This window comes from Pantoea sp. X-Soil-TKNS-1207, from assembly GCF_059730485.1.
Window position 1 is genome coordinate 135,765 of sequence record NZ_AP035960.1, and the last position, 24,486, is coordinate 160,250.

General features: G+C 55.4%; 21 protein-coding genes. 11 read left to right on the top strand and 10 right to left on the bottom strand.

What is annotated here, in order from left to right; translation table 11 throughout:
- Positions 1-8: 8 nt before the first annotated feature.
- The 5 genes from AC6I8V_RS24030 to AC6I8V_RS24050 form a co-directional block, all read right to left on the bottom strand.
- Positions 9-911 carry a ParB/Srx family N-terminal domain-containing protein gene (locus AC6I8V_RS24030; RefSeq protein ID WP_497846904.1) on the bottom strand — a complete coding sequence of 301 codons (903 nt, stop codon included), beginning with the start codon at positions 909-911 and terminating at the stop codon, positions 9-11.
- Between the two features lie 129 nt (positions 912-1,040).
- Complete coding sequence (locus AC6I8V_RS24035; protein ID WP_497846905.1) at positions 1,041-1,850, bottom strand: SDR family oxidoreductase; 810 nt, start codon at positions 1,848-1,850, stop codon at positions 1,041-1,043.
- The gene (gene iolE / locus AC6I8V_RS24040; protein ID WP_497846906.1) at positions 1,850-2,761 is read right to left on the bottom strand and encodes a myo-inosose-2 dehydratase; all 912 of its coding nucleotides are present in this window, start codon (positions 2,759-2,761) and stop codon (positions 1,850-1,852) included. Before iolE ends, AC6I8V_RS24035 begins: the two co-directional genes overlap by 1 nt.
- A gap of 14 nt (positions 2,762-2,775) precedes the next feature.
- Entirely contained in the window at positions 2,776-4,620 is a 1,845-nt protein-coding gene (gene iolD / locus AC6I8V_RS24045; protein WP_497846907.1) for a 3D-(3,5/4)-trihydroxycyclohexane-1,2-dione acylhydrolase (decyclizing), read from the bottom strand.
- Between the two features lie 151 nt (positions 4,621-4,771).
- Positions 4,772-5,707 carry a MurR/RpiR family transcriptional regulator gene (locus AC6I8V_RS24050; protein ID WP_497846908.1) on the bottom strand — a complete coding sequence of 312 codons (936 nt, stop codon included), beginning with the start codon at positions 5,705-5,707 and terminating at the stop codon, positions 4,772-4,774.
- Between the two features lie 384 nt (positions 5,708-6,091).
- Here AC6I8V_RS24050 and AC6I8V_RS24055 point away from each other — a divergent pair, with 384 nt between their 5' ends.
- From AC6I8V_RS24055 to AC6I8V_RS24075, 5 genes are all read left to right on the top strand, one after another.
- Positions 6,092-7,525, top strand: coding sequence for an NAD-dependent succinate-semialdehyde dehydrogenase (locus AC6I8V_RS24055; RefSeq protein ID WP_497846909.1), 1,434 nt, complete (start codon positions 6,092-6,094; stop codon positions 7,523-7,525).
- Between the two features lie 9 nt (positions 7,526-7,534).
- Positions 7,535-8,353 (top strand): HpcH/HpaI aldolase family protein, encoded by an 819-nt coding sequence (locus AC6I8V_RS24060; RefSeq protein WP_497846910.1) that lies wholly within the window; start codon positions 7,535-7,537, stop codon positions 8,351-8,353.
- Positions 8,304-9,347 (top strand): hydroxyacid dehydrogenase, encoded by a 1,044-nt coding sequence (locus AC6I8V_RS24065; protein ID WP_497846911.1) that lies wholly within the window; start codon positions 8,304-8,306, stop codon positions 9,345-9,347. The genes AC6I8V_RS24060 and AC6I8V_RS24065 overlap by 50 nt, the downstream gene beginning before the upstream one ends.
- A 31-nt stretch (positions 9,348-9,378) precedes the next feature.
- Positions 9,379-10,374 carry an inositol 2-dehydrogenase gene (gene iolG, locus AC6I8V_RS24070; RefSeq protein ID WP_497846912.1) on the top strand — a complete coding sequence of 332 codons (996 nt, stop codon included), beginning with the start codon at positions 9,379-9,381 and terminating at the stop codon, positions 10,372-10,374.
- 279 nt (positions 10,375-10,653) lie between these two features.
- Complete coding sequence (locus AC6I8V_RS24075) at positions 10,654-11,772, top strand: phytanoyl-CoA dioxygenase family protein (RefSeq protein WP_497846913.1); 1,119 nt, start codon at positions 10,654-10,656, stop codon at positions 11,770-11,772.
- Between the two features lie 103 nt (positions 11,773-11,875).
- Here AC6I8V_RS24075 and AC6I8V_RS24080 read toward each other — a convergent pair whose 3' ends face one another.
- A complete protein-coding gene (locus AC6I8V_RS24080; RefSeq protein ID WP_497846914.1) occupies positions 11,876-12,370 on the bottom strand; it encodes a cupin domain-containing protein in 495 nt (164 codons plus the stop codon).
- Positions 12,371-12,476: 106 nt separating this feature from the next.
- Here AC6I8V_RS24080 and AC6I8V_RS24085 point away from each other — a divergent pair, with 106 nt between their 5' ends.
- The 3 genes from AC6I8V_RS24085 (at position 12,477) to AC6I8V_RS24095 (ending at position 14,991) form a co-directional block, all read left to right on the top strand.
- A complete protein-coding gene (locus AC6I8V_RS24085) occupies positions 12,477-13,430 on the top strand; it encodes a LysR family transcriptional regulator (RefSeq protein ID WP_497846915.1) in 954 nt (317 codons plus the stop codon).
- 90 nt (positions 13,431-13,520) lie between these two features.
- A complete protein-coding gene (locus AC6I8V_RS24090) occupies positions 13,521-14,432 on the top strand; it encodes an NAD-dependent epimerase/dehydratase family protein (protein ID WP_497846916.1) in 912 nt (303 codons plus the stop codon).
- A 10-nt stretch (positions 14,433-14,442) separates the two neighbouring features.
- Positions 14,443-14,991 (top strand): NADPH-dependent FMN reductase, encoded by a 549-nt coding sequence (locus tag AC6I8V_RS24095; RefSeq protein WP_497846917.1) that lies wholly within the window; start codon positions 14,443-14,445, stop codon positions 14,989-14,991.
- Between the two features lie 71 nt (positions 14,992-15,062).
- Here the strand turns inward: AC6I8V_RS24095 and AC6I8V_RS24100 are convergent, their stop codons facing one another.
- From AC6I8V_RS24100 to AC6I8V_RS24110, 3 genes are all read right to left on the bottom strand, one after another.
- Positions 15,063-17,435: a membrane-bound PQQ-dependent dehydrogenase, glucose/quinate/shikimate family gene (locus AC6I8V_RS24100; protein ID WP_497846918.1), complete on the bottom strand. Its 2,373-nt coding sequence runs from the start codon at positions 17,433-17,435 to the stop codon at positions 15,063-15,065.
- A 628-nt stretch (positions 17,436-18,063) separates the two neighbouring features.
- Positions 18,064-19,026, bottom strand: a complete 963-nt coding sequence (locus AC6I8V_RS24105; RefSeq protein WP_497846919.1) for a ribokinase — start codon at positions 19,024-19,026, stop codon at positions 18,064-18,066.
- An 11-nt stretch (positions 19,027-19,037) separates the two neighbouring features.
- Positions 19,038-19,919: an SIS domain-containing protein gene (locus AC6I8V_RS24110; protein ID WP_497846920.1), complete on the bottom strand. Its 882-nt coding sequence runs from the start codon at positions 19,917-19,919 to the stop codon at positions 19,038-19,040.
- Positions 19,920-20,149: 230 nt separating this feature from the next.
- Here AC6I8V_RS24110 and AC6I8V_RS24115 point away from each other — a divergent pair, with 230 nt between their 5' ends.
- From AC6I8V_RS24115 to AC6I8V_RS24125, 3 genes are all read left to right on the top strand, one after another.
- Positions 20,150-21,103 (top strand): sugar phosphate isomerase/epimerase family protein, encoded by a 954-nt coding sequence (locus AC6I8V_RS24115; RefSeq protein WP_497846921.1) that lies wholly within the window; start codon positions 20,150-20,152, stop codon positions 21,101-21,103.
- Positions 21,104-21,162: 59 nt separating this feature from the next.
- Complete coding sequence (locus tag AC6I8V_RS24120) at positions 21,163-22,425, top strand: MFS transporter (RefSeq protein WP_497846922.1); 1,263 nt, start codon at positions 21,163-21,165, stop codon at positions 22,423-22,425.
- A 165-nt stretch (positions 22,426-22,590) separates the two neighbouring features.
- On the top strand, positions 22,591-23,613 hold the full coding sequence (locus tag AC6I8V_RS24125) for a LacI family DNA-binding transcriptional regulator (RefSeq protein WP_497846923.1): 1,023 nt from the start codon (positions 22,591-22,593) through the stop codon (positions 23,611-23,613).
- Here AC6I8V_RS24125 and AC6I8V_RS24130 read toward each other — a convergent pair.
- Positions 23,594-24,481 carry an NAD(P)-dependent oxidoreductase gene (locus AC6I8V_RS24130; protein WP_497846924.1) on the bottom strand — a complete coding sequence of 296 codons (888 nt, stop codon included), beginning with the start codon at positions 24,479-24,481 and terminating at the stop codon, positions 23,594-23,596. The genes AC6I8V_RS24125 and AC6I8V_RS24130 overlap by 20 nt on opposite strands.
- Between the last annotated feature and the right edge of the window lie 5 nt (positions 24,482-24,486).

Sequence of the window (24,486 nt, forward strand, 5' to 3'; positions counted from 1 at the left end):
TACGAAGGTTAATCGGCAAACGCCCAGCGTAACTTCCCACCGGAAGAGACCAGCTTGTGCATTGCTTTGCTGTTGACCTGCTGTAACGCCCCCATGGCTTGCGCCGTAACCGGCCCGGCATCGGTGTTCGCAATGACGGTGTCCGGCGGGATCGTCGTCATCTTCTCCGCCGCCGCCGCGACGGCGCGGGCATAGCCACGGCTGCTGGTCAGATCAAATCCTGACAGCGGCAGCTGTTTTGCCAGCCATTCTCCCCAGTAGAACTCAAGAAACGGCAGCGCGTTGCTGCGCTTAACGTATCCCACCTTGTTGGCGAAATAGACCAGCGAACGGTATTCATCGTTCTGCATCGCATGGCGACCCAGCTGCGTGGGCAGGGCTGCGGGTTGCAGCTGTCCGCTGGCCGAATCCAGCCACACCTGATGGCGGGCCTTCAGGGTATCCCAGAAGGCCGACATCGTTTTCAGCTGGCGGTAGTCATCGGTAATACGCACCGGAACCTGAGTATTAAGCCCGCCGATGTCGGCAAAGTTGCTAAAGGTGTGATGTCCATCGGTCAGATAAAGGGCGTTATCCGGGGCGATTACCACCGTTTTCATCGCATCCGGATCGCTGCCCGGCGCCGCTTTGCAGGTGAAACTGCGACGATCGCTGAGACGGGATTGCGCATCAAATGTCTTCACGCCTCGCTGACCGGCACTGGCGCAAAAGTCATTGAACAGTTTCTTTGGTTCATGCTGATAGCGGTGAAGTTTGTAGTCCAGCTCACGATAGCCAATGGCGGACTGGGTAGGGTGTAGCTGCGAGAGTTCGACATTGATGATCTCACCCGCTGTGATCGCTGCGGGCAGGGCCGCCGTCGCGTGGCCAGCTGACAGCAACAGGCCCAGCAATATGACGGTGTTTCTCATGGTTTTCCTTACGCGCTGCGATAATCTGGCGAAGGTAGCAATATGACTAATTTTGCAGGGAATGTAATCCCTGGCGCGGCGGATATTTTATTCAGCCTGCTGACGCAGGCTGAATAAGCAAGGTCGTGATTATAGCGGGCTGGCGGGCGCTGCCGTCTGGTCGTAGCCTCCCCACACCGACTGGTCGAAATTAATCACCGAGCCGGTCATCAGACCTGACTCTTCGCTGGCTAAGAACGACACGGCACGCGCGACTTCTTCCGGCTGGATCAGGCGGCCAAAGGGTTGTTCTGCCGCCGCTTTTTCCAGCCAGCTCTCTTCCGCATCGTGATAGGTTTTCATAATGCGGTCTTCGCCTTCGGAGGCCATCCAGCCAATATTCAGCGCATTGACGCGAATACGGTTACGCAGCAGCGCATAGGCGGTGTTGCGTGTCAGGGTGGCAAGCGCACCTTTCGAGGAACAGTAGGCAGAGATAAAGGGTTGCCCGGCCAGTCCCGACATTGAGCAGATATTCACGATCGCGCCTTCAATTTTCTCGCGCCGCATGATTTTGATGGCATCCTGCATCAGGAAAAAGGGACCGCGAACATTGGTGGCAAACATTTGATCAAAGCGTTCGGGAGTGGTATCGAGAATCGTCCCGCGATCCGTCATCGCTCCGGCATTGACTAACACATCTACCCGGCCAAAGAGTTCGTCGGCGGTGGCAACCACCTTGCGGCAATCGTCCACCGAGGAGAGATCCGCGCGCACAAAAACCACTCTGGTTTGCCCTTCGGCATTCAGCTGCGCGGCTTTATCGTTGCCTTTCGCTTCATTTCTGCCGCAGATAACCACGCCTGCGGCCCCCTGCTGGACAAATTGTCGGGCGATAGCGGCACCTAATCCCTGGGTTCCACCGGTGACAATCGCGACTTTGTTATTTAATTGGTTCATTACAACGTTTCTCCAGTGAGCGTGTATCCGGCTGCGTCAAGCGCCTTGCGCAGCGTGCCATTACCAATACGTGCATATTGCAGCGGTGGGGCGGTGGCGGGGTCCTGCTCCGCTTCAACCACAAACCATCCCTGATACCCGATGTCAGCCAGTTTATTGATGATGGCGGTGAAATCGATGTGGCCATCGCCGGGAACGGTATAGATCCCTTTCAGCACCGCATCGGGAAAGCTGTCCTGCTGCCAGTCGAGCGCCGCCAGCACCTCTTTTCGAACATCTTTAGTGTGGACATGGATGATGCGGCTGCCATGTTTCGCCAGGATAGTCAGCGGATCGACACCGGCAAACACCAGATGGCCGGTATCAAACAACAGGCCGACATCGTCGCTGGTGGCGGCCATTAACCGATCGATATCCTGTTCATCTTCAATGGCGGTGCCCATATGGTGGTGAAACGCCAGCGGTACGCCATATTCGCGGCAGAACGCAGCGAATTGCGATAATTTCTCGCCATATTGCTGGATTTGTTCATCGGTCAGGCGGCGGCGTCTGCTCAGCGGCACAGTCTGTTTATTCTGGATAGTGCCCGCGGTTTCTCCATATACCAGGCAGGCGGCGCCACAGTCGTGGAACAGCTGCAATTGCGGCAGGACCTGCTGGATTTCGTCCGCCACGGTGTTGTCCAGCAGGGTGCCGGAGTACCAGCCCGAGACCAGATCCAGCCTAAATTCGCGCAGGAGAGGCTGGAGTTCTGCGCTATGTTTCGGGAACTTCCCGCCGGTTTCCACCCCCTGGAAACCCGCCAGATGGCTCTCCTCCAGGCAGGTGGTCAGCGGCGTATCCCCGCCCAGTTGCGGCAGATCGTCGTTGGACCAGGCAATGGGTGCGATGCCTAATTTCGCATACAACATGTTCTGTCTCCTTGTCAGATACCGGTACGTTGTTTCTTACGGCCAGCCACATGTGCAGCCCTGGCCTGATTGACACTCTCCCTGGCGCTGACTTCCGGCACACCGACATCCCACCACGCATCGCCTGGCGTCCAGGTATGGGGGTGCGTCGCGATAGCGATCACCGTGGTGCGATCGTTGCCTTTGGCCCATGTAATTGCCTCGGCCAGCTCATCCAGCGTGGTGACTTTACGCGCCAGCGCGCCCATCGATTGCGCGTTAGCAACAAAATCGACATGGAACGGCTCCTGTACCCGGCAATCCTTCAGCAGGTTGTTGAACGACGCGCCGCCTTTGGCATTTTGCAGGCGGTTAATCACCGCATAGCCGCCGTTGTCGCACACCAGCAGAATGAATTTGTGGCCGGACAGCACGCTGGAATAGATATCTGAATTCATCATCATGTAGGTGCCATCACCAATCATGACAAACACATCCTGGTGCTTAGCGGCCATCGCCACGCCCCAGCCCGCCGAGAGTTCATAACCCATGCAGGAAAAGCCGAATTCACAATCGAAGGTGCCGGGATTTTTCACCCGCCAGCCTTTGACCAGCTCACCAGGCAGACCTCCCGCCGCGCTGATGATGTAATCCTCGGGGGCGGCCAGCGCGTTCACCACGCCAATCACCTGCGCGTATGAGGGATCGTCCTGTGAGGGGGTGCGCTCCTGCTGCCCGGCAATCAGGGCATTCCATCCGGCGAAGGCGGTGCGGCCGCGCTCCAGCCAGGCAGGATCGGCCTGCCAGCCGGTCAGGGCGTCATTCAGCTCCTCAATCCCCTCGCGCGCATCGCACACCAGCGGAATCGACATATGTTTATGGGCATCGAAGCGCGCCGCGTTCAGGGCAATAAATTGGGCATGGTGATCAAACACCGTCCAGGACCCGGTAACGAAATCCATTAAACGTGTGCCGATCGCCACCACCACGTCGGCATTGGCGGCCAGCTCATTGGCGGAGGTTGAACCGAGAATGCCGACGGGTCCCATATGCATTGGGTGATGATGGGTGAAGGTGCCTTTACCGGCGATGGTCTCCACCACCGGGATACCGTGTTCCGTGGCGAATTTCTCCAGCGCGGCCTCCGCCTGTGAGTAGCGCACGCCGCCCCCGGCGATAATTAACGGGCGTTTAGCCTGCTTCAGTCGCTCAACCGCCTGGCTTAGCAGCAGGCGATCCGGGCGCGGGCGCGGCATCTGGTGGAGACGCGGGGCAAAGAAGGCTTCCGGATAATCACAGGCCATCTCCTGCACATCCTGGCAGACACCAATAAAGGCCGGTCCGCACTCGCCGGGATCGAGCATTGTGGCGACCGCCTGCGGCAGAGAAGAGAGAATTTGTTCCGGGTAAGTGATGCGATCCCAGTAGCGGGAGACGGCTTTGAAGGCATCATTAACCGTCTGCGTTGGATCGTTAAAATGCTCAACCTGTTGCATCACCGGGTCGGGAACGCGGCGGGCGAAGCTATCGCCACAAAGCATTAATACCGGCAGACGACTGGTATGCGCCACGCCGGCGGCAGTCAGCAGGTTGGTGGTGCCTGGGCCAATCGAGGCCGTCACCACCATAATCTGGCGGCGTACCATCGCTTTGGCAAACCCCACGGCGGCAAACGCCATCGATTGTTCGTTCTGACCACGCCAGGTGGGCAGCACATCCTGTACCGCTTCCAGCGCTTCCCCGAGACAGGTCACGTTGCCGTGTCCAAAAATGCCATAGACGCCGGGGAAAAGCGGAACCCGCTCACCATCAACTTCCGTGAACTGGTTACTCAGATAGCGAACAATTGCCTGAGCGGTGGTGCAACGAATCGTAGCCATAATTTCACTCACTCTCCTGGATGCCCGATGGCTGCATCATGGTTGATTTAACAAATTAAATTGCTTCATTTAATTTCTGGCAATAAATGTTGCAATTTTAAGCCGCGTTATCCCTTCCCGTTATCCGGGCAGGGAGGATGCCAGCGGGTTATCAGGCCCGGCTGCGTTTGCGCCCGGTCTCTTCGCGCTTTTCCCGCTCAGTCAGGCTCTCGATGGTGGGTTGCGCCTGTTCCGGCTGCAACACCGCGGCCAGCGCCATGGCGATGCTTTGCGCCAGGCAGACCGGTGCCGCCAGCGATCGCGAAAAGCTGTACTCCTCTTCCGGCACGGTAAACAGCACGCGGGCATTTTTCGCCAGCGGTGATAACGGCCCGTCGGTGATGGCGATCACGGGCAGACCCCGGGCGAACACCTCGTCGGAAATCGAGATGACTTCTTTGGCGTAATGGCGGAAAGAGATGGCGAACAGCACATCATTCTGCCGCATGTTTTTTGCCATCTGCGGCGCCAGTCCGCCTGAGGCGTCCAGCAACACCACCCGCCGGTTGAGCATGGTCAGCAGGTAGCGCAGCAGCAAAGCGATCGGCTCCGAACGCAGCTGACCCATGATGTAGACGGTGTCGGCATCCTTCAGTAACCGGGCCGCCTGGTCGAGGTCCGCCTCCGTCACGTTGTGCAGCAGCTCCTGTAAGGTGGCGATATCGCGGATCACCAGATTCTGCAAAAAGCCGAGGCTGCCGCGCTCATCATTCTTTTTCAGGTCATGCTCTAACGCATTCAACCGTTCGTTATAGCCCGGCGCGGCGGTGGCTAAGCGCGACTGGAAAACGCTTTGCATCTGCTTAAAGCCGCTGTAGCCAAAGGCCTGCGCAAAACGCACCAGCACCGACGGGTGCAGCCCGCATTTGGCTGCCACTGCGTTAATCGATTCAAGCGCCACCGTGTTCGGATTCTGCGTGATATAGCGGGCCGCCTGCTTATGCCGTTCGGACAGCTGCGGATAACGCGCTGTAATGTCATTCACCACCTGCTCATAACTGGCATGAGGCAGTGGCGTGGTGGCCTGCATCTTCTCTACCTTTCCCATTCATACTCCTCAGCAGGCATCAGCGACCTGGCGATCGGCAATAAAAATTGCAACTCAGGTCTTAATGCAATTATTTCTAACTGATTCGCCTGTCGCTGTGAAAATTTCTTCGCCTGATTTGTGATTCCACTCGAAAAAATTACTTAAATTTTTACCACGTTGTCACCACGCATGAAAACAACGTCAATTTAACATCATGAAAATACTGGTGAATTTTCACATCTATTCTACCGGGATTGCAATCCTGAACGCTATTGCAATTTTTGTTGCTGTGATTCTACTATTGCAAACATCAGTGCTGCGAGGGCGTTTTTGTTGCAATTCAGCCACGCCTTGTGCAGCCGCAAGCAGCCCCTGAAGACGATGCCGGAGGAAAGACGAACCATGTACGACAACTTTGGACAGTTCATTAATGGTCAGTGGTGCAAAGGGAGCGGTCAGGAACCGATCAGGGTGATGGACCCGGGCAATGGCCAGGCGTTGGGAACCATTCCTGCCGCGTCGTCTTCAGACACGCTCGCCGCCTTGCAGGCGGCTGAAAACGCGCTACCCGGCTGGAAAGCGACGCAGGGATGGGCGCGTGCCGACCTGTTGCAGGCCGTGGCGCGGGAAATGGTGGCCGTCGCCAGTGCCGCCGCCGTGATGATTTCACAGGAGAGCGGCAAACCGCTGGCGCAGGCAAAACGCGAATGGGAACTGTCGGTGGATCAGTTCGTCTGGCACGCCGAAGAAGCGCGCCGTATTTATGGCCGCATTGTTGAAAGCCGCGTACCCGGCGGTCGTTGTGAAGTGACGCATGAGCCGGTCGGCGTGGTGGCCGCCTTCACCGCCTGGAATTTCCCGGTGGTGCTGGTGGCGCGCAAAGTCGCTCCCGCGCTGGCGGCCGGTTGCACCCTGGTGTTGCGTCCCTCCAGCGAAGTGCCTGGCTCGGCGATGATCATCTTTGACTGTCTGCGTAAAGCGGGCCTGCCGCAGGGCGTTGCCAACCTGGTGGTCGGCCCGGCCAGTGACACATACCAACCGCTGATAAGTTCGCCGGTAGTAAAAAAAGTCTCGCTGACCGGTTCAACCCAGCTGGGTCAGCAGATGATCCGGGATTCGGCCGCCACCATCAAACGCCTGAGCATGGAACTGGGCGGGAATGCGCCGGTGATTGTCTTCCCGGATGCGGATGTGGAAAAAGCGCTCGATCTGTCGGTCGCCACCAAGTTTGCCAACTGCGGTCAGGTTTGCGTCACCGGCGATCGTTTCTACGTGCATGAAAGCCTGTACGACGCCTTTGTGGCGGGATTTGCCCGCCGTGCCAGCAAGCTCAAAGTGGGCTATGGGCAGGAGAGCGACACCACGATGGGGCCGCTGATCAATCCGCGCAGGCTACAGGCCATTGAAGAGATCGTTGCCGACGCGCGCCGCAAAGGGGCCAGGGTGGTGACCGGCGGGGAGCGCGTGGAACTTAACGGCGGATACTTCTACGCCCCAACGGTGATTGCCGATGTGCCGGATGATGCCTTAGCCATCGCCGAAGAGAATTTCGGCCCCATCGCCGCCATCACCTCCTTCAGCGATAGCGAGGATCTGTGGGCGCGGGTAAATAACTCTGGCTTCGCGCTGTCGGCCTATGCCTTCACCCAGGACCCGGCACGTATCCGCGAAACCGTTGCGCGTCTGGAGGCGGGCATGGTGGGGATTAACAGCTACGCGCTGGCGGCGGCAGAGGTGCCGTTCGGCGGCATCAAAGCCAGTGGTATGGGGCGTGAAGGCGGTGCCGAAGGGATTCACGACTATATGAACGTCAAACTCGCGCAGATCGTGCTGTAAGGAGCCGGGATGAAACTGAACAATATCAAAGCGTGCTGGCAGCAAGGCCAGACGGTGTTAAATGGCTGGCTCAGTATCGCCAGTTCCTTCACGGCGGAAATCATGGCGCAGCAGGGTTATGACGCGCTGACCATCGACCTGCAACACGGTTTTGTTGGCTATGAAGAAGCCAAACCTATGTTGCAGGCGATGCGTGCCAGCGGCGTGGCGCCAATGGTCAGGGTGCCGTGGCTGGAGCCGGGCATCATTATGAAAGCGCTGGATGCCGGGGCATGGGGCATTATCTGCCCGATGGTCAATACGGCCGAACAGGCACAGGCGCTGGTCTCCTGCGTGCGCTATCCGCCGCTTGGCAGCCGCAGTTTTGGCCCGACCCGGGTCTCGATTGCCGCCGGTCAGGATTATGGTCAGTTCGCCGATGAACAGGTGGTGTGCTTTGCCATGATTGAAACCGCTGAGGCAGTGGCGAATATCGAAGCCATCGTGGCGACGCCCGGACTGGATGGCATCTATATCGGCCCGGCGGATTTGACCCTCGGGCTGACCGGCCGCAAATACCGCACCGGCTTCGATCGCGATGAACCGGAAATCGTCGAGGCTATCCGGCACATTCTGGCGGTTGCGCATCGCGCCGGGAAAAAAGCCGGGCTGCACAACGGCACGGCTGCTTATGCGGCACAGGCCGCCGCCTGGGGCTTTGATCTGGTGACGGTCGCCAACGATGTGCAGCTGTTGCGTTCCGCCGCCGCCGCCAGCATTCAGCAATTCCGTGAATTGAATGGTACGTCAGCGCGTGCCGCCCGCCACACCCAGTCAGGGGGGTATTGATATGCCGCGCGTACTGGTTGCCGGAAAAATTCATCAAGCCGGACTGGCGGTGTTACGCCAGGCGCCGGGGCTGACGCTGGAGCTGGTCTCCGAGGTCAGCGTCGAAAGCTATGCGCCTTATCTGGCTGAGGCTGACGCCTTACTTATCCGTACTCAGCCGCTGACAGCCAAAGAGATCGCCAGCGCACCGCAACTGAAAATTGTCTCGCGCCACGGTGTGGGATACGACTCGGTGGATGTGCAGGCGCTGAGCGACCGCAGCATTCCGCTCACCATCGTGGGTGACGTGAATTCGCTGTCGGTCGCGGAGCATACATTGTCGCTGCTGCTGGCGCTGGCGAAGCGCATCTGCTATTTCGACAGCGGCATTCGCGACGGTCTGTGGAATCGACGTAACAGTTTTTCTGCGGTGGAGATCGCCCACCGCTCGCTGTTTATCCTTGGTTTTGGCCGCATTGGTCGCGAGGTGGCGCGTCTGGCCGCCAGCTTCCGCATGAACGTGATGGCCTACGATCCCTATCTGCCGGATGAGGTATTTGCCGCACACGGCGTGCAGCGGGTGGCAGACCTGCATAGCGGATTAAAAACCGCTGATGCCGTCACCGTCCATCTGCCGCTGAGCGGCGAAAAGCCGTTAATCGGGCGCGCTGAACTGGCGATGATGAAGAAGGGCGCGCTGCTGATTAACACCGCGCGTGGCGGCATCATTGATGAAACGGCGCTGGCGCAGGCGCTACAGCAGGAACACCTCGGTGGTGCCGGGCTGGATGTCCTGCAAGAAGAACCGGCCAATGCGCTTTCGCCATTAATGGCGCAGCGCGATCGGCTGATCCTCACGCCCCACAGCGCGGGCCTGACGGAAGAGGCGGCGATGCGTATGTCGGTGGCGGCCGCGACCAATATTGTTAATTACTTCAACGGGCAGCTCGATAGCAACCTGGTGGTCAATCAGCAGGTTCTCGCCCTGCATGACCTGATGAGTCAGCTTCCTTAAACACATAACTTACCTCGTACCGGAGTTTCTCATGATTAGAGTTGCTGTCCTTGGGGCTGGTCGTATCGGTCACGTCCATGCGGCGAACATCGCGCGTAACAATGATGCCATCCTGGCGGCGGTTGCCGACCCGGTGCTCGCCAGTGCCCAGGCGCTGACGGCCAGCTGGGGCGGGACAGCGCTGGCCGATCCGCTCGACGCCATCGCCAACCCGGATATCGATGCGGTGGTGATCGGCACGCCTACCCATACCCATGTTGAACTGATGCTGGCTGCGGCCAAAGCCGGTAAAGCGGTGTTGTGTGAAAAGCCGGTAGATCTGGATATCCGCAAAGCCTATGACGCGGAACAGGCACTCGGCACCCATAACCAGAAAGTGATGCTTGGCTTCAACCGCCGTTTCGATCCTGGCTTTGATGAGATTTACCGCCGCATCCGCCGTGGCGATATTGGTGAACTGCATCAGGTCATCATCACCAGCCGTGACCCTGGCCTGGCCCCGCTGGGCTACCTGAAAACGTCGGGCGGTATCTTCCGTGACATGGTGATCCACGATTTTGATTTGGCGCGCTGGATCCTCGGCGAAGAACCCGTTGAGGTGTTTGCCGTCGGCAGCCGCCTGTTCGAGCCGTCACTGGAAGCGCTGGGCGACTACGACACCGTGATGGTGCAGATGCGCACCGCCTCTGGCAAACAATGCCAAATCAACTGTAGCCGTCAGGCGATTTACGGTTACGACCAGCGCATGGAGGTGTTCGGCTCGGGCGGCATGTTGCTGAACGACAACCAGCGCGAAACCAGCGTGCGTCACTACGGCGCGCAGGACACCGAGGTGCGCGGGCCGCTGCTTAACTTCTTTATGCAGCGCTACACCGATGCCTATCGTCTGGAGATGGATGCCTTTATCCGCGGCATCAAACAGGGCACGCCGCTGCCGACCTCGGTGCGGGATGGTTGCCTGGCGCTGCGACTGGCGGACGCCGCGCAGCTGTCGGCTGATACCCATGCGGTTGTCACGCTGGATTAACAGGGGATAGGGGGAAATCGCACGCCATGGCGTGGAAAGCCGCAGCCTCTGGCGTTTGTTGATGCGATGGTGGATAGCCATGACCAGCACACATCATGGATTACACCTAAATACCGTTGACTGAGCGCAGCGTTTTGTGAGGTTTTTATGAGGTGTTTATGATGTTTTGTTAACTCAATGTTATTGCTAATTTGGTGAGGTGACGGCCTTGTCGTGTGACGTGCGCGCGGAAGCAGGGCAACTAACCGCCGCTTAAACCAATTAGCATTTGAGGTCAAAATGACATCAGAATATTTTGTGCATGAAGACGACGTGTCTGTTTCCGATTGCAAAACCTTTTGCCAGCAAAGCGTCAATGCCGAAGAGTACCCACTGGCCAGTGAAGTCATTTCAGATGTGCTGATCTATGACAGGGATGTCATTGATGATGCGGTGATAACGGATAAGCGCCGGGTACTGAGTGAACTGCACAAAGCATTTTCCTGTGGTCCCGGCGTCATGGTGGTGCGTGGGTTATATCCGGATGCCGGGCTGATTGATCGCGCATCACAGGTGTTTGACGTCATTCTGCGCGAGGAGGCGGGGGCGAAGAACCCGTTCGATCATTTTTCCCGCGCCGGGAATAACGGCCGCATCCTGCATGCCCTGCAAAAGCTGGCGGAGGCGGATCCGGCGCTGTTCACCGACTACTATGCCAATACCACGCTCGGTCTGATCTGCCATGCCTGGCTTGGCCCGTCCTGGCGTATGGCGTCACAAATCAATCAGGTCCGTCCCGGTGCCGCCATACAGCAACCTGATCATCCGGGATTTCAGCCAGGCGCTTTCGCGGCCGAGTTTCCCATCCCGATACAAATCCTGTCGCAATATTTGACGTTGCAGGGCGCCATCGCGCATACGGATATGCCGCTGGAAAGCGGCCCGACGCGTCTGCTGCCGTGGTCGCACCAATATGAGCTGGGCTACATTGCGTATCGCCGCCCGGAATTTGTCGCCTGGTTTAACGATAACGCGGTGCAGATCCCGTTACGTAAGGGTGACGGGCTGTTCTTTAATCCGGCGTTATTCCATGCCTCAGGGAATAACATCACGGCAGATCAGGTACCTACAGCCAATCTGCTGCAAATCTCGTCGGCATTTGGTGTGCCGATGGAAGAGGTTAACCATGAACGTATCCTCCAGCGCATCTACCCATTGCTGTTGGAGAAAAACCTGCCAGCCGAAGCATTAACCGCCGTGATCAGGGTGGCCGCGCGGGGATTTGCCTTTCCCACCCATCCGGACACCGATGCGCCCGTGAACCAGCAGCAGTTAGTGCGCGAAGCTCTGGCGCAAAACTGCCCGGCTGAAGTGTTTAACCGGCAGCTGGCGGAACAGCACGCCCGGCGGCAGGCGTAAAATCTGAGACAAAAAAAGGCCGGAATATCCGGCCTTAAATTTCTTTTATTTAAAATGGCGGGGAAAAAGTTATTTTAAAATCCTGATAGCGGGCAGAGAAATATTATTTTCCGGGAGCGTCTTTGGCATTAACATATGTCGTGCCACTTGGTCCGTAGCGGGTAATGGCAATTGTCACCGGCTCATCACGGGTTTCACCAAAATGATTCGCAAACGCTGGCTCAGTATAAATCCCACCGGGAGGAAGCATTTTAAGTTTCGCTTCATCAAACTTATCGCCAAAGCCAACATACCAATGGCCGGATACCACGGTTGCAAAACCATTGTCCGGGTGGCTTAACGCCTGAATTCTTTTGTGGGGAGCGATATGTAATAACACCGTGTAAAGATTGGCTTTGGTCGGATCGCCATAGAGCACTTTCGCGTATTCCCCTTTGATCTGCGCGACACCCGTTGTGTTAGAGGCTGCGTTCGTGACCGTCACTTCCTGTGGCGTCGCGGTCATAATCGCCATTTTATCCTGTGCCAGCGCCGCCATTGATGCCGATGCCAGAATAACAAATATCGCGACTTTAAACTGATGTTTTACTCTTTTCATATTCATACCTGTTGATTGCGTGCAGATGAAATGCCTCGGCGTTTACTCATTTATTAATGAAGTACTGCGGGCGGAATAAAACTATTATCTGCGCAATGCTTATATTATGATACGCGGTAATTTCATAAGAAGTTATTCTGGAATTCAGAACGAGATGATTCGGGCAACGGTCGAGCAACTTTTAATATTTGTGACATTGGCAGAACATGGCAGCCTTGCCGGGGCTGCCAGAGCGCTGCATAAAGCGCCATCTGCGGTGACGTTTTCCATGCAGTCCCTTGAGGATTTACTCGGCGTTACCCTTATTGACAGAAGTGGATATCGCGCCGTTCTCAGTGAAGAAGGAAAAGAACTCCTCCCGCGCGCACAACGTCTGCTGAGCGATCTGGATATCTGGCATCTTAAAGCGCGTTCGCTTTCGGCAGGGCTGGAAAATGAGATATCCCTGTGCATCGACGCCTTATTTCCGCTCGAAGGTATTGATCGCGCCCTGCAACGTTTTGCCGAACGCTATCCCCACGTAAGCCTGCATATCCGTGTCGTAACCAGCGCCAAAGCAGAGAAAATGGTTATCTCGGGAGAGGCGGCTTTCGGACTCCTTATCGACTTTAATCCTGCCGCAGAAGATGTCCTTATCCTCCCGTTAATGCCGATAAAACTGGTTGCCGTCTGCGCCAGACATCATCCTCTGGCAGCGATTCCGGGTCCGTTGAGTGCTGATGATGTGCGTGATTATCGGCAGGTGGTGTTGAGTGATGGTGAAAAAGAGTTCGACGACTGGGGGCGCCGGGGAGTGGCTTCTCTGGATTTGTGGCATGTGACGAATCTGCACGCGAAACACAACATTCTGGTGGCCGGGCTGGGATGGGGAAGTCTGCCAGCACATATGGCAGAAACCGATCTGGAAAACGGTTCACTTCATCGCCTTGAGTTAGCGGAGTGGGGGATTCGCTCAGGATTGCCAGAATTACCCGCTACCCTGGTCCGACGTAAAGATCGTATCCCAGGCCCTGCCACGCAGTATCTGCTGGATGAAATCGCCAGTTTGCGTAAAACCTGACGATTCTGCCTGGAAGCACGTTTTGTCTATTACTCCCTTCCCGCCGATCTCTACTGTTTTTGTCATGTGCATGAGGAGATAAGAAAAACTATGCGGGACAATAAACACGTACTGGTCACCGGCATTTCCGGGTATATCGGCGGCAGCGTTGCGCTGGCTCTCCGGGATGCGGGTTATCAGGTATCGGGCACGTATCGAAAACCGGAAGATGAAATCCGTATCCGCGCCGCAGGAATGTCTCCCGTGCGTTGCGATCTCCAGGATAACGATAAAACCCCGCTCCGGGCAGCCATCAATGCGTGCGATATCGTGGTTCACGCAGCAGAATGCGACGACATATCTGTCGCCTCATTGCTGATAAGAGAGCTGCGCGGCACCGGTAAAACGCTGATCTATACCTCCGGTGCGGGATATCTGGCGAATCATCGTCAGCGTGTTTCTCCCGGGCGGATCACCCATGAAGACTTTCCCTGCCGGGCGGGTGGGGTGTTTCCCGATCGGATACGAATCAACAATGCGATTCTGCGTGCGGCAGCCTCGGGCGTTCGCAGCATGGTGATGGTTCCGGCCATGGTGTATGGCAAAGGGCGGTTTATCAATGCGGAAAGCAAACAGCTTCCGGCGCTGGAACGGGCAGCGCGCGAGTTGAATCACGGCGTCTATATCGGAGACGGCGAGCACTGCTGGAGCCACGTTCACATTGATGATCTGGTATCGCTTTACCTGCTGGCACTCAGACGCGCCAAAAGTGGATCACTGTTTTATGTTGAAAACGGCATTGCCTCTTTCCGCCAGATTGGGGAGGCAGTGCACCAGCGATTGCAGTTTAGCGGCAGCGCGACATCGTTGACGCCGCAGGCGGCGACAGAACGCTGGGGCGAGATGATGGCGATGACGGGACTCAGTTCCGATTGCCGTATCAGCGCCGACAAAGCCCGCCAGATGCTGGGCTGGAATCCCCGACACTACGACATCAGCGCCTGGATTGCCGAGGCGCCTTAAGGAATTCACCATGGAAAAGAAACTGCACTTTGTCACCTTAACCGGCAGCCTGCGTCGGGGTTCGTTTAACGCGGCTATTGCGCACACGCTGCCGGAACTGGCGCCCGAACAGGTGACCATTTCCCACCTTGGATCGCCAGGCGATTTTCCCCATTACAATGCGGATGTACAGGCGGAGGGCTTTCCACAGGCCGTGGTAGCGATGGCGGCTGAAATTCAGCAGGCGGATGGCGTCATTATCGTCACGCCGGAATATAACTATTCGGTACCGGGCGTGTTGAAAAATGCGCTGGACTGGCTGTCCAGATACTCGCCACAGCCGCTGGCCGGGAAACCGGTGCTGATCCAGAGCGCCTCTCCGGGAGCGATGGGCGGTGCGCGCGCGCAGTACCATCTGCGTCAGATTCTGGTGTTCTTTGATGCCAGGGTGATGAACAAGCCCGAAGCGATGGTGGGACAGGTTACGGATAAAGTGGTTTACGGTGTGCTGAGCGATGAGGCAACGCGCACTTTCCTCACCGGCCAGCTGGCCGCCTTCGCCCGCTTCTGCCGGGACTAAAACCTGCCAGCATTGTCTCTGGCAGGGAGAAGAATCAGGGCGTTTAACCCGCCCTGATTTACCGCTGTTGTTTATGGCAGCGCGTAGGCGATAACGTCATCACCACGATTGTCGTTCGTGCCGGTACGCGTTGCACCCCCCGCAACCACCACCACATACTGCTTGCCATTTTCGCCGATGTAGGTCATCGGTGCGCCTTGTCCGCCAACAGGCAGACGGCCGCGCCACAGTTCCTTACCGGTGTTGTTATCCAGGGCGCGGACATAGTAATCCAGAGAACCGTGGAAGAAGGTCAGACCGCCTTTGGTGACCAACGGGCCGCCCATGGTTGGCATCCCCAGCGGGATATCCAGGCCAGGCGCAACGCCGTGGATCGGCGCATCCTTGATGGTGCCCATCGGCACCTGCCAGCGGGTTTTGCCACTCGCCAGGTCGATTGCCGTCATGGAACCAAATGGCGGTTTAAAGCAAGGCACGCCCAGTGGTGACATAAACATCGAACGCTCCACGCCCCACGGTGTACCCAGCTGTTCAGAGTATTCACCTTCGGTGCTCGGCTTCATGCCAATACGCGCGGCATCTTCACGTTTGATGAATTTACCCCATTGCGCCATACGAATATCGTTGACGATCAGCGTACCGGTCGAGACGTCGATCGCGCCGCCGCCCCAGTTAAATCCACCGTAGTAACCCGGATAAATCAGCGTCCGCTTTTGGTCAGACAGCGGGGTGAACTCGCCTTCCCAGCGCATCTGTTTGAACTGCACGCGGCAGTAGAGCTGGTCGAAAATCGAGGCGCCCCACATATCTGATTCTTTCAGGGCGGCAGTTCCCACGGAGATCGCGGAGTAAGGCTGGGTTTCTGCAACCCGCATCCCTGGCATCGCATCGGTGGATACCCGGCGATATTCCACCGGCAGCACAGGTTTACCGTTACGACGGTCCAGCACAAATATCTGGCCGCGCTTGGTCATCTGGATCAGAACAGGCGTAATGCTGCCGTCTTTGCCCGGCATATCGTAGAGAATCGGCTGCGATGACACGTCATAGTCAAACTGATCCTGGTTCGCGGTACGGAAATGCCAGACCTCTTTACCGGTTTTCAGCTCAACCGCGACTACCGCATCGTTGTACTCATCAGAGTAGGGATGACGGTTGCCGGACCAGAAATCAGGCGTCTGGTTGCCAGTCGGGAAATAGGCAATACCCAGTTTTGCATCGTAGGCCGCGGTGCCCCAGAAGTTCGGCGTTTCAATCGGATAGATTTCGCCTGCCGGCAGCGGCGTACTGTCTTTCGCACCGCGAGAGGCATCCCAGGCCCATAACAGCTTGCCGCTGCGCGTGTCAAAGCCACGTACCACACCGGACGCTTCACCGGTGGTCAGGTTATCGTTCAGCTTACCGCCAACCATAATCACGCCATCGGCAACCAGCGGCGCAGAGGTGAGGTAGTAAGAACCATGCGCCGTCGGCCCAAGACCGTTCAGCAGGTTAACAAACCCGTTAGCGCCGAAGCCCGTATCCAGCTTGCCGGTTTCCGCATCCAGCGAGAAGATGCGCCCATCAACGGTGGTGCTGATAATGCGTTTGTTGCCGGCGATGGCTGGCGTCGTGCCGTCCTGCGGCGCGTCGCTTAGCTCGGTGTAGGCAACGCCACGGCAACGTTTCCAGCTCTTATTGCCCGCGGTCTCTTCAATCTGCGGATCAAAGCGCCATTTCTCTTTACCGCTCACCGGATCAAGCGCAATCACCTTGTTCAGCGGAGTGCACAGATACATGGTATCGCCGACTTTTAACGGCGTAACCTGATATTCAGCGCCGTTAACCGCCAGGTCGCCGGTGTGGTAAGTCCAGGCGACCTGCAAATCTTTCACGTTGGTCGTGTTGATCTGATTAAACTGCGCGAAGCGCTGTCCGCCGGTATTACGTCCCCATGCCGTCCAGTCGTTGCCGCTTTCATCGGCCGCTTTGGCATCCAGTACCGGCAGCGGCTCATTGCTGGCCTCAACCTCGGGATGTGCGCGGAACATGTTGGCAAATATCGCGATGATGCCGATAGCGAGTACCGCAGAGACGACACCGGCTAATTTGCAGGTGATCACCGGGGTTTGATCTGCTTTACGCAGCGCAGAGGAGCAAAGCGTCACCAGAAGTGCGACCACCAGGAAGGTCACGGTACGCGGTACCAGTTGCCAGAAATCGGTGCCAACTTCGCTGAACGCCCAGATCAGGCTGACCACCAGCAGTGCCCAGGAGACATACAGCGTCCAGCTGCGGCGGCGCATCAGACCAAATCCGCTGGCGGCCATCGCCAGGCCAGCAGGCAGATAGAACCAGGAACCCCCCAGAGCGATCAGCCAGGCACCCCCTGCCGCCAGGGCCAGGCCCAGTAGCAGCAGCGCGGCACCGATAAGGATAACCACAATTTTTTTAACGTTATTCATGATGAGATATTTTCCATATATTGAAAAACTCCTTTTCAGGAAGATAATTTGCAACGACGACTGCTCAGCACAATTAGATTTATTTATAATTATCTGTTTATTCGTGCTTTTTTCTTCGTACCTTCCCCTCCATGCTGGTTATTCCCACGGTCTGTCGCCTGAACGACAGGCGCACTTCGCCACAATCCACCACTTATGTTGTGGACTTGGGATGATCTTGTTGAATAGTTTAAAAAATGATTATTCAATGTTTGTTTTTTGTGAGCTGGGTCAAATGTTACATAAGTTTGCAACCGTTGGCAAAGGTTGTTGAAGCGTTTCATGGCGTGTCATAGCGCGGCGTCTGGTCGCCATTAAATCCATGATAAAGATGGGTATTTGATCGGACGGCTGCGGAGTGCTGCAAAAATATACCAAAGGTTTGCCAGGGTTCTGGCCGATGGCAAAACCCGCATGATGTAACAACAGTTCTTATGCTGATGGGGCCGTTTTACCAACGCAAAAAAACAGCGCCTGCCAGCGCTGTTTTTCAGTTACGCCATTTCGTCTGTTTGTCACTCACGTAAGAGCCACCGTGCCTTTCAGGGGTTTCAACGGCGTTTTCCCAGGGTACAGCGTAGTCAGTCGGTCAGTTCTGATGCGTGCTGGTGTCGTACTGTGCTTCGCGCGTGCGCATTTGATTGACCTCCAGCGCATGAGCGACATCGGGCAGCATCGGGAAGGAGCTTTGGCCGCCATATTTCTGGATGGAGCACGAGCTGATTTCCGCGGCAAAAGGGATGGCCTGGGTTAACGGGATCCCATTAACAATGCAGTAAGCGATGCCGCCAATGAACGAGTCACCTGCGCCGGTGGTATCCACCACGTCCGGGCAAAATACGGCGGGATAATGCGTTGCCGTTCCGTTCGCACCCAGCACCGCGCCTTTCTCTCCCAGGGTGATGATGACCTGGCCTGCAACCTGATCCTGTAGGGCGGTGGCGCATTTCAGCGCTTCTTCAACACAGGTCACCGGCTGCGCGTGCATAAAGGTGGCTTCTGTCTCGTTGATGACCAGACAGTCAATCAGTTTCAGGGTGTCTGCCGGGATGGTCCGGGCCGGCGCATTGTTCACCAGGATATGGCAGCCATGCTGACGTGCTTTGCCGACGGCAAATTCAACAATCTGCGGCGGAATTTCTGACTGGAAAATAACCAGCGGAGCACCCGCAAATAAGGCATCGGTAATATCTTCTTCCGTAATGCGGTAATTCGCGCCCTTAATAATGGTGCTGCAATAATCACCAGATTCCAGAATCTGCACGATGCCGATACCGGAAGATTTCCCGCGCGGAATAATATGCTCAACAGCAACCTGGTTTTCGGCCAGCGATTTAATCAATTCTGTGCCGTACAGATCTTCCCCTACACATCCTACCATCGCCACGTTAAGCCCAAGCTTAGCGCACTGGACCGCCTGATTTGCCCCTTTGCCGCCAGGCATCATAAGCAATTCATTGCCGGTAAAGGTCTCCCCTAACTCAGGCAGACGATCCTGTTGGATCAGAATGTCATAGTTGAGACTGCCGATGACCACAACATCATTTTTCATATCTCAAATCCTTAACTGGCTGTTCGTTTAGCAGCAACAGCGTTTCTGGTGTTCAATAAACTGCTTTGGCTTTGCTCACTGGTTTTGCTGGCAATAATGGTGAAAATCGCATCAAGAATATTCAGATGAACAATACGGGTTGTTGCATTTTCTCCGGTAATAGGATTGTTTTTGACGGAGGAAATGATGGCATGTCGGGCGATATGGCTTAACGGGCTGTTAGGATAATTGGTCAGGCAGATTGTGTCGGCCCCTTTCTCATTGGCGGCGGAGACCATATTAATGATATCGGTGGTCTGACCCGAATGTGAAATGACCAGCAGAATATCGCCCGGCTGCATGAGCGATGCAGACATTAATTGTTTATGGCTGTCGCTGAAAATATAGGAGAAGATACCAATCTTAAGGAGCTTATGGTTAAAATCGTCACATACCGAACCTGAACCACCACAACCGGCAATGATAATTTTGGCGTCTTCTTTTCGGTTGATAAATAATGACGCAACGGTTTTTATCACTGAACTATCGATGGCCTGTAAACTTTCCTGCAATGCCAGGATGGAGTTAAAAAAGGTGCTTTCAATCACTTTATTGGTGAAAAGCTCACTGTCAGGAATAACCGGAATCTCAATAATCTCATCCGGATTGGCGTCCGTCTTGCCAATACTCATTTTTAAATCGTGAAAACCGGTGAAGCCGAGTTTTTTTGAGACTTTAGTAATACTGGCCACGCTGACATTAAGATAACTGGCGATGTCAGAAATATTCATGGTTGCCAGCGTATCCGGATTGTCATCGATAAATCTGGCAATAGCCCGCTCTTTTTTTCCCAGCTCCGGCGCCAGTGTCCGGGCGAGTAAAAAAATCTCATGACCTTGTAAGCGGTTGTGCATGCTCAATTCTCCTGCTCATATCGTAAAAGCGTAGCATGGTCATGGAGGAGAAAAATGTTAACTCCGTCACAGCTTAAAAGACATTTTACTGAGCCATTTTACTCGCAGTAAAATGAAAGTGGCGTTAAGGTTGCCTTCCATTTTACTTTGAGTAATATTTTCCAAATGGCATTTACCCTGGCAACCGGCTGCATTATAAAGCATCCATGTTTGACAATAAGGTAAATGCCATGAAGTTTTCGTCTCGTATTAACTCCTTTCGTTCACGCGCTGAGTTATTTACTCCGCAAAATAATATGGATACGTGTGATCTTATTACGCGTATGGGGACCGTAGAAGGGCTGACGCATATCGAGCTTAATTATCCTGAGCATTTTATCAATCAGGATAAGCAGGCGATTAAGCAGTGCATTGAAAATAATGGCCTCAAAGTTGGCGGTATCGCACTCCGCTACAATAAAGACTTTATTGATGGTGAATTCACCAATCCTAATGAAGCACTGCGTAAAAAAGCCATTCAGCAAACGCTGGAAGCGGCAGAATTATGCAAGTTTCTCGGCGGTAATACCGTTACCCTGTGGTTTGGTTACGATGGCTACGACTATCCTTTCCAGCAGGACTATTTCAGAGCCTACGAATTGCTGGTCAATGCATTACAGCAGGTCACTGGCGCTCACCCGGATATGCAGTTCAGCTTTGAATATAAGCCTTATGAACCGCGTACCTTCTCCTTTATTGGTGATGTGTCATCCACGCTGATGCTGATTGATGACGTGGGCGCAGATAATCTGGGTATCACCCTGGATTTCTGCCATATGATCATGAAAAAGGAAAACCCGGCCTTTTCATTATTCCAGTCGGCACGTAAAAATCGCCTGATCGGTTTCCATCTGAACGACGGCTATGGTCATTTCGATGATGGCTTAATGCTCGGTTCCGTTCACCTGATGCAGACGCTGGAATATATCTATTATGCAAAACGCGTGAAGTTTGATGGTCTTATTTATTTTGACACCTTCCCAAGCCGTGAAGATCCGGTCGCGGAATGTGCCCAGAATATTAAGATGTACAAAGCGCTGGCAGGATTCATTGATACTGTGGGCATTGAAGAAATGGATACTATCATCCGTAGTCAGGACGCGCTTAAGGTCCAGTCTATGCTGCTACAGATGATTAAATACTAAAAATAAATTCATTTTACCTCTTATCTGCAGCCAGTCAGTGCCCAACACTGGAGGGAATTATGTTTGAAAAATTAGGACTGCCAAAGAATTTGATTTGGGGCTACATCGGTCTGACTATATTTATGATCGGTGATGGCGTTGAACAGGCATGGATAACAATATGGTTAGTTGATAAAGGACTATCTGTCGCTCAGGCCTCCCTGCTGATTACCGCCTATGGTGTGACGGTGACACTGGCAGCCTGGGTCACCGGGGTGCTGGTACAGACGCTGGGGCCACGTAAGGTCATGCTTTATGGACTGTTTGCCTTTGTCATAGGCAGCATAGGGTTTATTTGGGTGGGGCTGAGGACCATGCATATGGCCTGGATGCTGCCGTTTTACGCTATCAGAGGTATCGGCTATCCGCTTTTTGCCTACTCTTTCCTTGTCTGGATCAACTACAGCACGCCGTTAGCGCGGCGCTCAACCGCTGTTGGCTGGTTCTGGTTTACTTTCTCGCTGGGCCTCAGTGTCATTGGACCCTATTTTTCGTCCCTCGCGTTACCGGTTTTAGGCGAGATCCATGTGCTGTGGACCGGTATGGTGTTTGTGGTGATTGGCGCAGTGCTGGGTATCTGGGTTAACCGCGATAAGGTCCCCGCCTCTGAAATCCATCCTTTCAGTGCGGCTGAACTGATCAAGGGGATCACCATTTTACAACGCCCGGTGATTGCCATGGGCCTGGTGGTCAAATCGATCAATGGCGTGGCGCAGTATGGTCTGGCGACGTTCCTGCCGCTGTATCTGATCAGTTTTGGCTACAGCAAAACCGAGTGGTTGCAGATGTGGTCAGCGGTGTTCGTGGTCGCCATCTTTGCCAACCTGTTCTTTGGTTTCTTCGGTGATAAGTTTGGCTGGCGCAACACCATCATGTGGGTGGGCGGCGTGAGCTACGCGGTTGTACTGGTGCTGGTCTGGCTGGTGCCGCAGATGCTGGGCCACAACTTCTACGTTATGGCGTTCGTACTCTGCCTTTGCGGTATTACCATGGCGGGTTACGTCCCGCTGTCTGCGCTGTTCCCGATGCTGGCTCCGGACAGTAAAGGTGCGGCGATGTCGGTACTCAATCTGGGTGCGGGTTTAGGCGCCTTCATTGCACCGGCGATTACCGCCGTGTTCTATTCGTCACTCGGTGCCGGAGGCGTGTTGGGTATCTATGCCGGCCTGTATATCCTGAGTGCCATTCTGACGCCGTTCCTGAAAACCCCGGATGAGATGAACTCACAACCGGAAATGAAGGGCGGTACACCGTCGATTTCGGGTCATTCCGGTCATCATTAATCATCGGCGCAGAACAGCGTCTTAAACCCTAAGGGCAGCGTCGCTGCCCTTTTTTGATCCTCTCATACCCGCGCTGGCGTATCCCATTCCTGGCGTAAGTCAGTTTATCTTCTGCCCTGATTAACCTAACATTAAATTCGCGATTCTGACGATGTGGGGCCGGGTGTGGCATTGACTGATAAAAAGAAAAGTACCATTAAAGAGGTTGCTGCTTTAGCAAAGGTTTCGATCGGTGTGGTATCGCGGGTGCTGAATCCGGGTACGGGGTCTGTTTCTGAACGGACCCGTCAGCGGGTGCGTGACGCTATCCAGACATTGAACTACACGCCGCAGAGCGCCGCGCGTGAGCTAAAAACCAGTCTGAACAACACCATTGGCTTAGTGGTCGCGGATATCGCCAATGAGTTCTTCTCGGAAATCGCCGATCTTATTGTGCGTCGCGCGCGCGAAATGGCGATGAATGTCATCCTGGTGACGACCCAGGAGGATCCCAACCTTGAGCGTGAAAGCCTCCGCATGTTAATGCAGAAGCGGGTGAAAGCCATTATCGCCACGCCCACCAGCGCTAACAGCGATATGTGGCAATCCATCGCGGAGATGGGGATCGCGATTGTCTTTATCGATCGCTATCTTGAGGACGTCTCTCAGGCCAATGTGATTGGCTTCAACAATCAGCAATCCGCTTTTGAGGCCACCCGCTGGCTGGCTGAGCAGGGCCATCAGCGCATTGGCTGGATAAGCGGACCGCTCAACACCTCAACGTCTTTACAGCGACTGGCAGGCTATAAACAGGGGCTGGCGGAGAATGGCCTCGCGTGGGATAGCCGCTATAGCGCGATTAAAAACTTCCGCGATCCCCAGGCCAGCCAGGCTCTTGATGACCTGCTGGCGTTAGCGGCACCGCCTACGGCCATTATCATTGGCAATACCTCGATTGCCCCCGTCATTATGGCGCGTATCCGAGAGTTGAAAATTGCGGTGCCCGCGACCTTATCGTTGATCGTCTATCACGACAGCCACTGGAGCCGGTTGCTTAGCCCGTCCATCAGCGTGATTAAGCATCCGCTGGAGGCGCTGGCGGAACAGGCTTTGCTGAGTCTCTCCGGGGAGATCAGGGCGCATTGCGAACTGACCAGCACCCTGATAAAGCGCGAAAGCGTGGCAACCGTTAAACCGCCAAACCGTTGAGGCGCTGGATCTGCCGGATAATGGCGCAGTGATCTAACTCGCCGTCACCGGCTTCAATCATTTGCGTAAACAACTGGTTCACGGCTGCCGTGAGCGGCAAGTGCAGGCCCAGCTGCTCCGCCAGAGCGACCGCGCTGCGGGTATCTTTTAATTGCCATTTTGCCGGGCCGCGTGGCTGGAAGTCCTGCGTCACCATACGTTCCCCCTGTTGCCGGAGCAGAGGGGAGTCGGCAAACCCACCCAATAGCGCCTCCCGTACCTTCACCGGATCGGCGCCGCCGCGTTCAGCCAGCGTGAAGGCTTCGGATAATAAACTGAGCGTACCGGCAACGATGATCTGATTAGCCAGTTTGGCGAGCTGCCCGGCGCCCACTTCTCCCACGCGCGTCACTTTTCCCAGCTGAGAAAGCAGCGGATGTAACCGTTCAATAAGTTGCGCATTGCCGCCAGCCATCAATGACAGCGTGCCCTTTTCGGCCCCGGTGGTGCCACCGGAGACGGGCATATCAAGGTACTCCGCCTGCGCATTGTTCACTTTGCGCTGCTGCTCAACCACGATCCCCGGCGATAAGGTGCTCATCATAATGATGATGGTTTCCGCTGCGATGGCCTGGCGCGTTGCCGGGTTATTAAAGATCACCTCATCGCAGGCGTGGGCGTCACCCAGCAGGCAGATCACCACGTTGCTATCTGCCATCAGCTGCGCGGGGGAGTCGGCCAGTCTGACGCCAAAATTCTGTAAGGTATCCGCCTTAGCGGGTGAACGATTCCATACCGAAACCGGATAACCCGCCGCGGCCAAACGACGTGCGACCGGGTATCCCATCTTTCCCGTGCCCAGCAAACCGATTCTGTACTGCAAAGCCATGACAT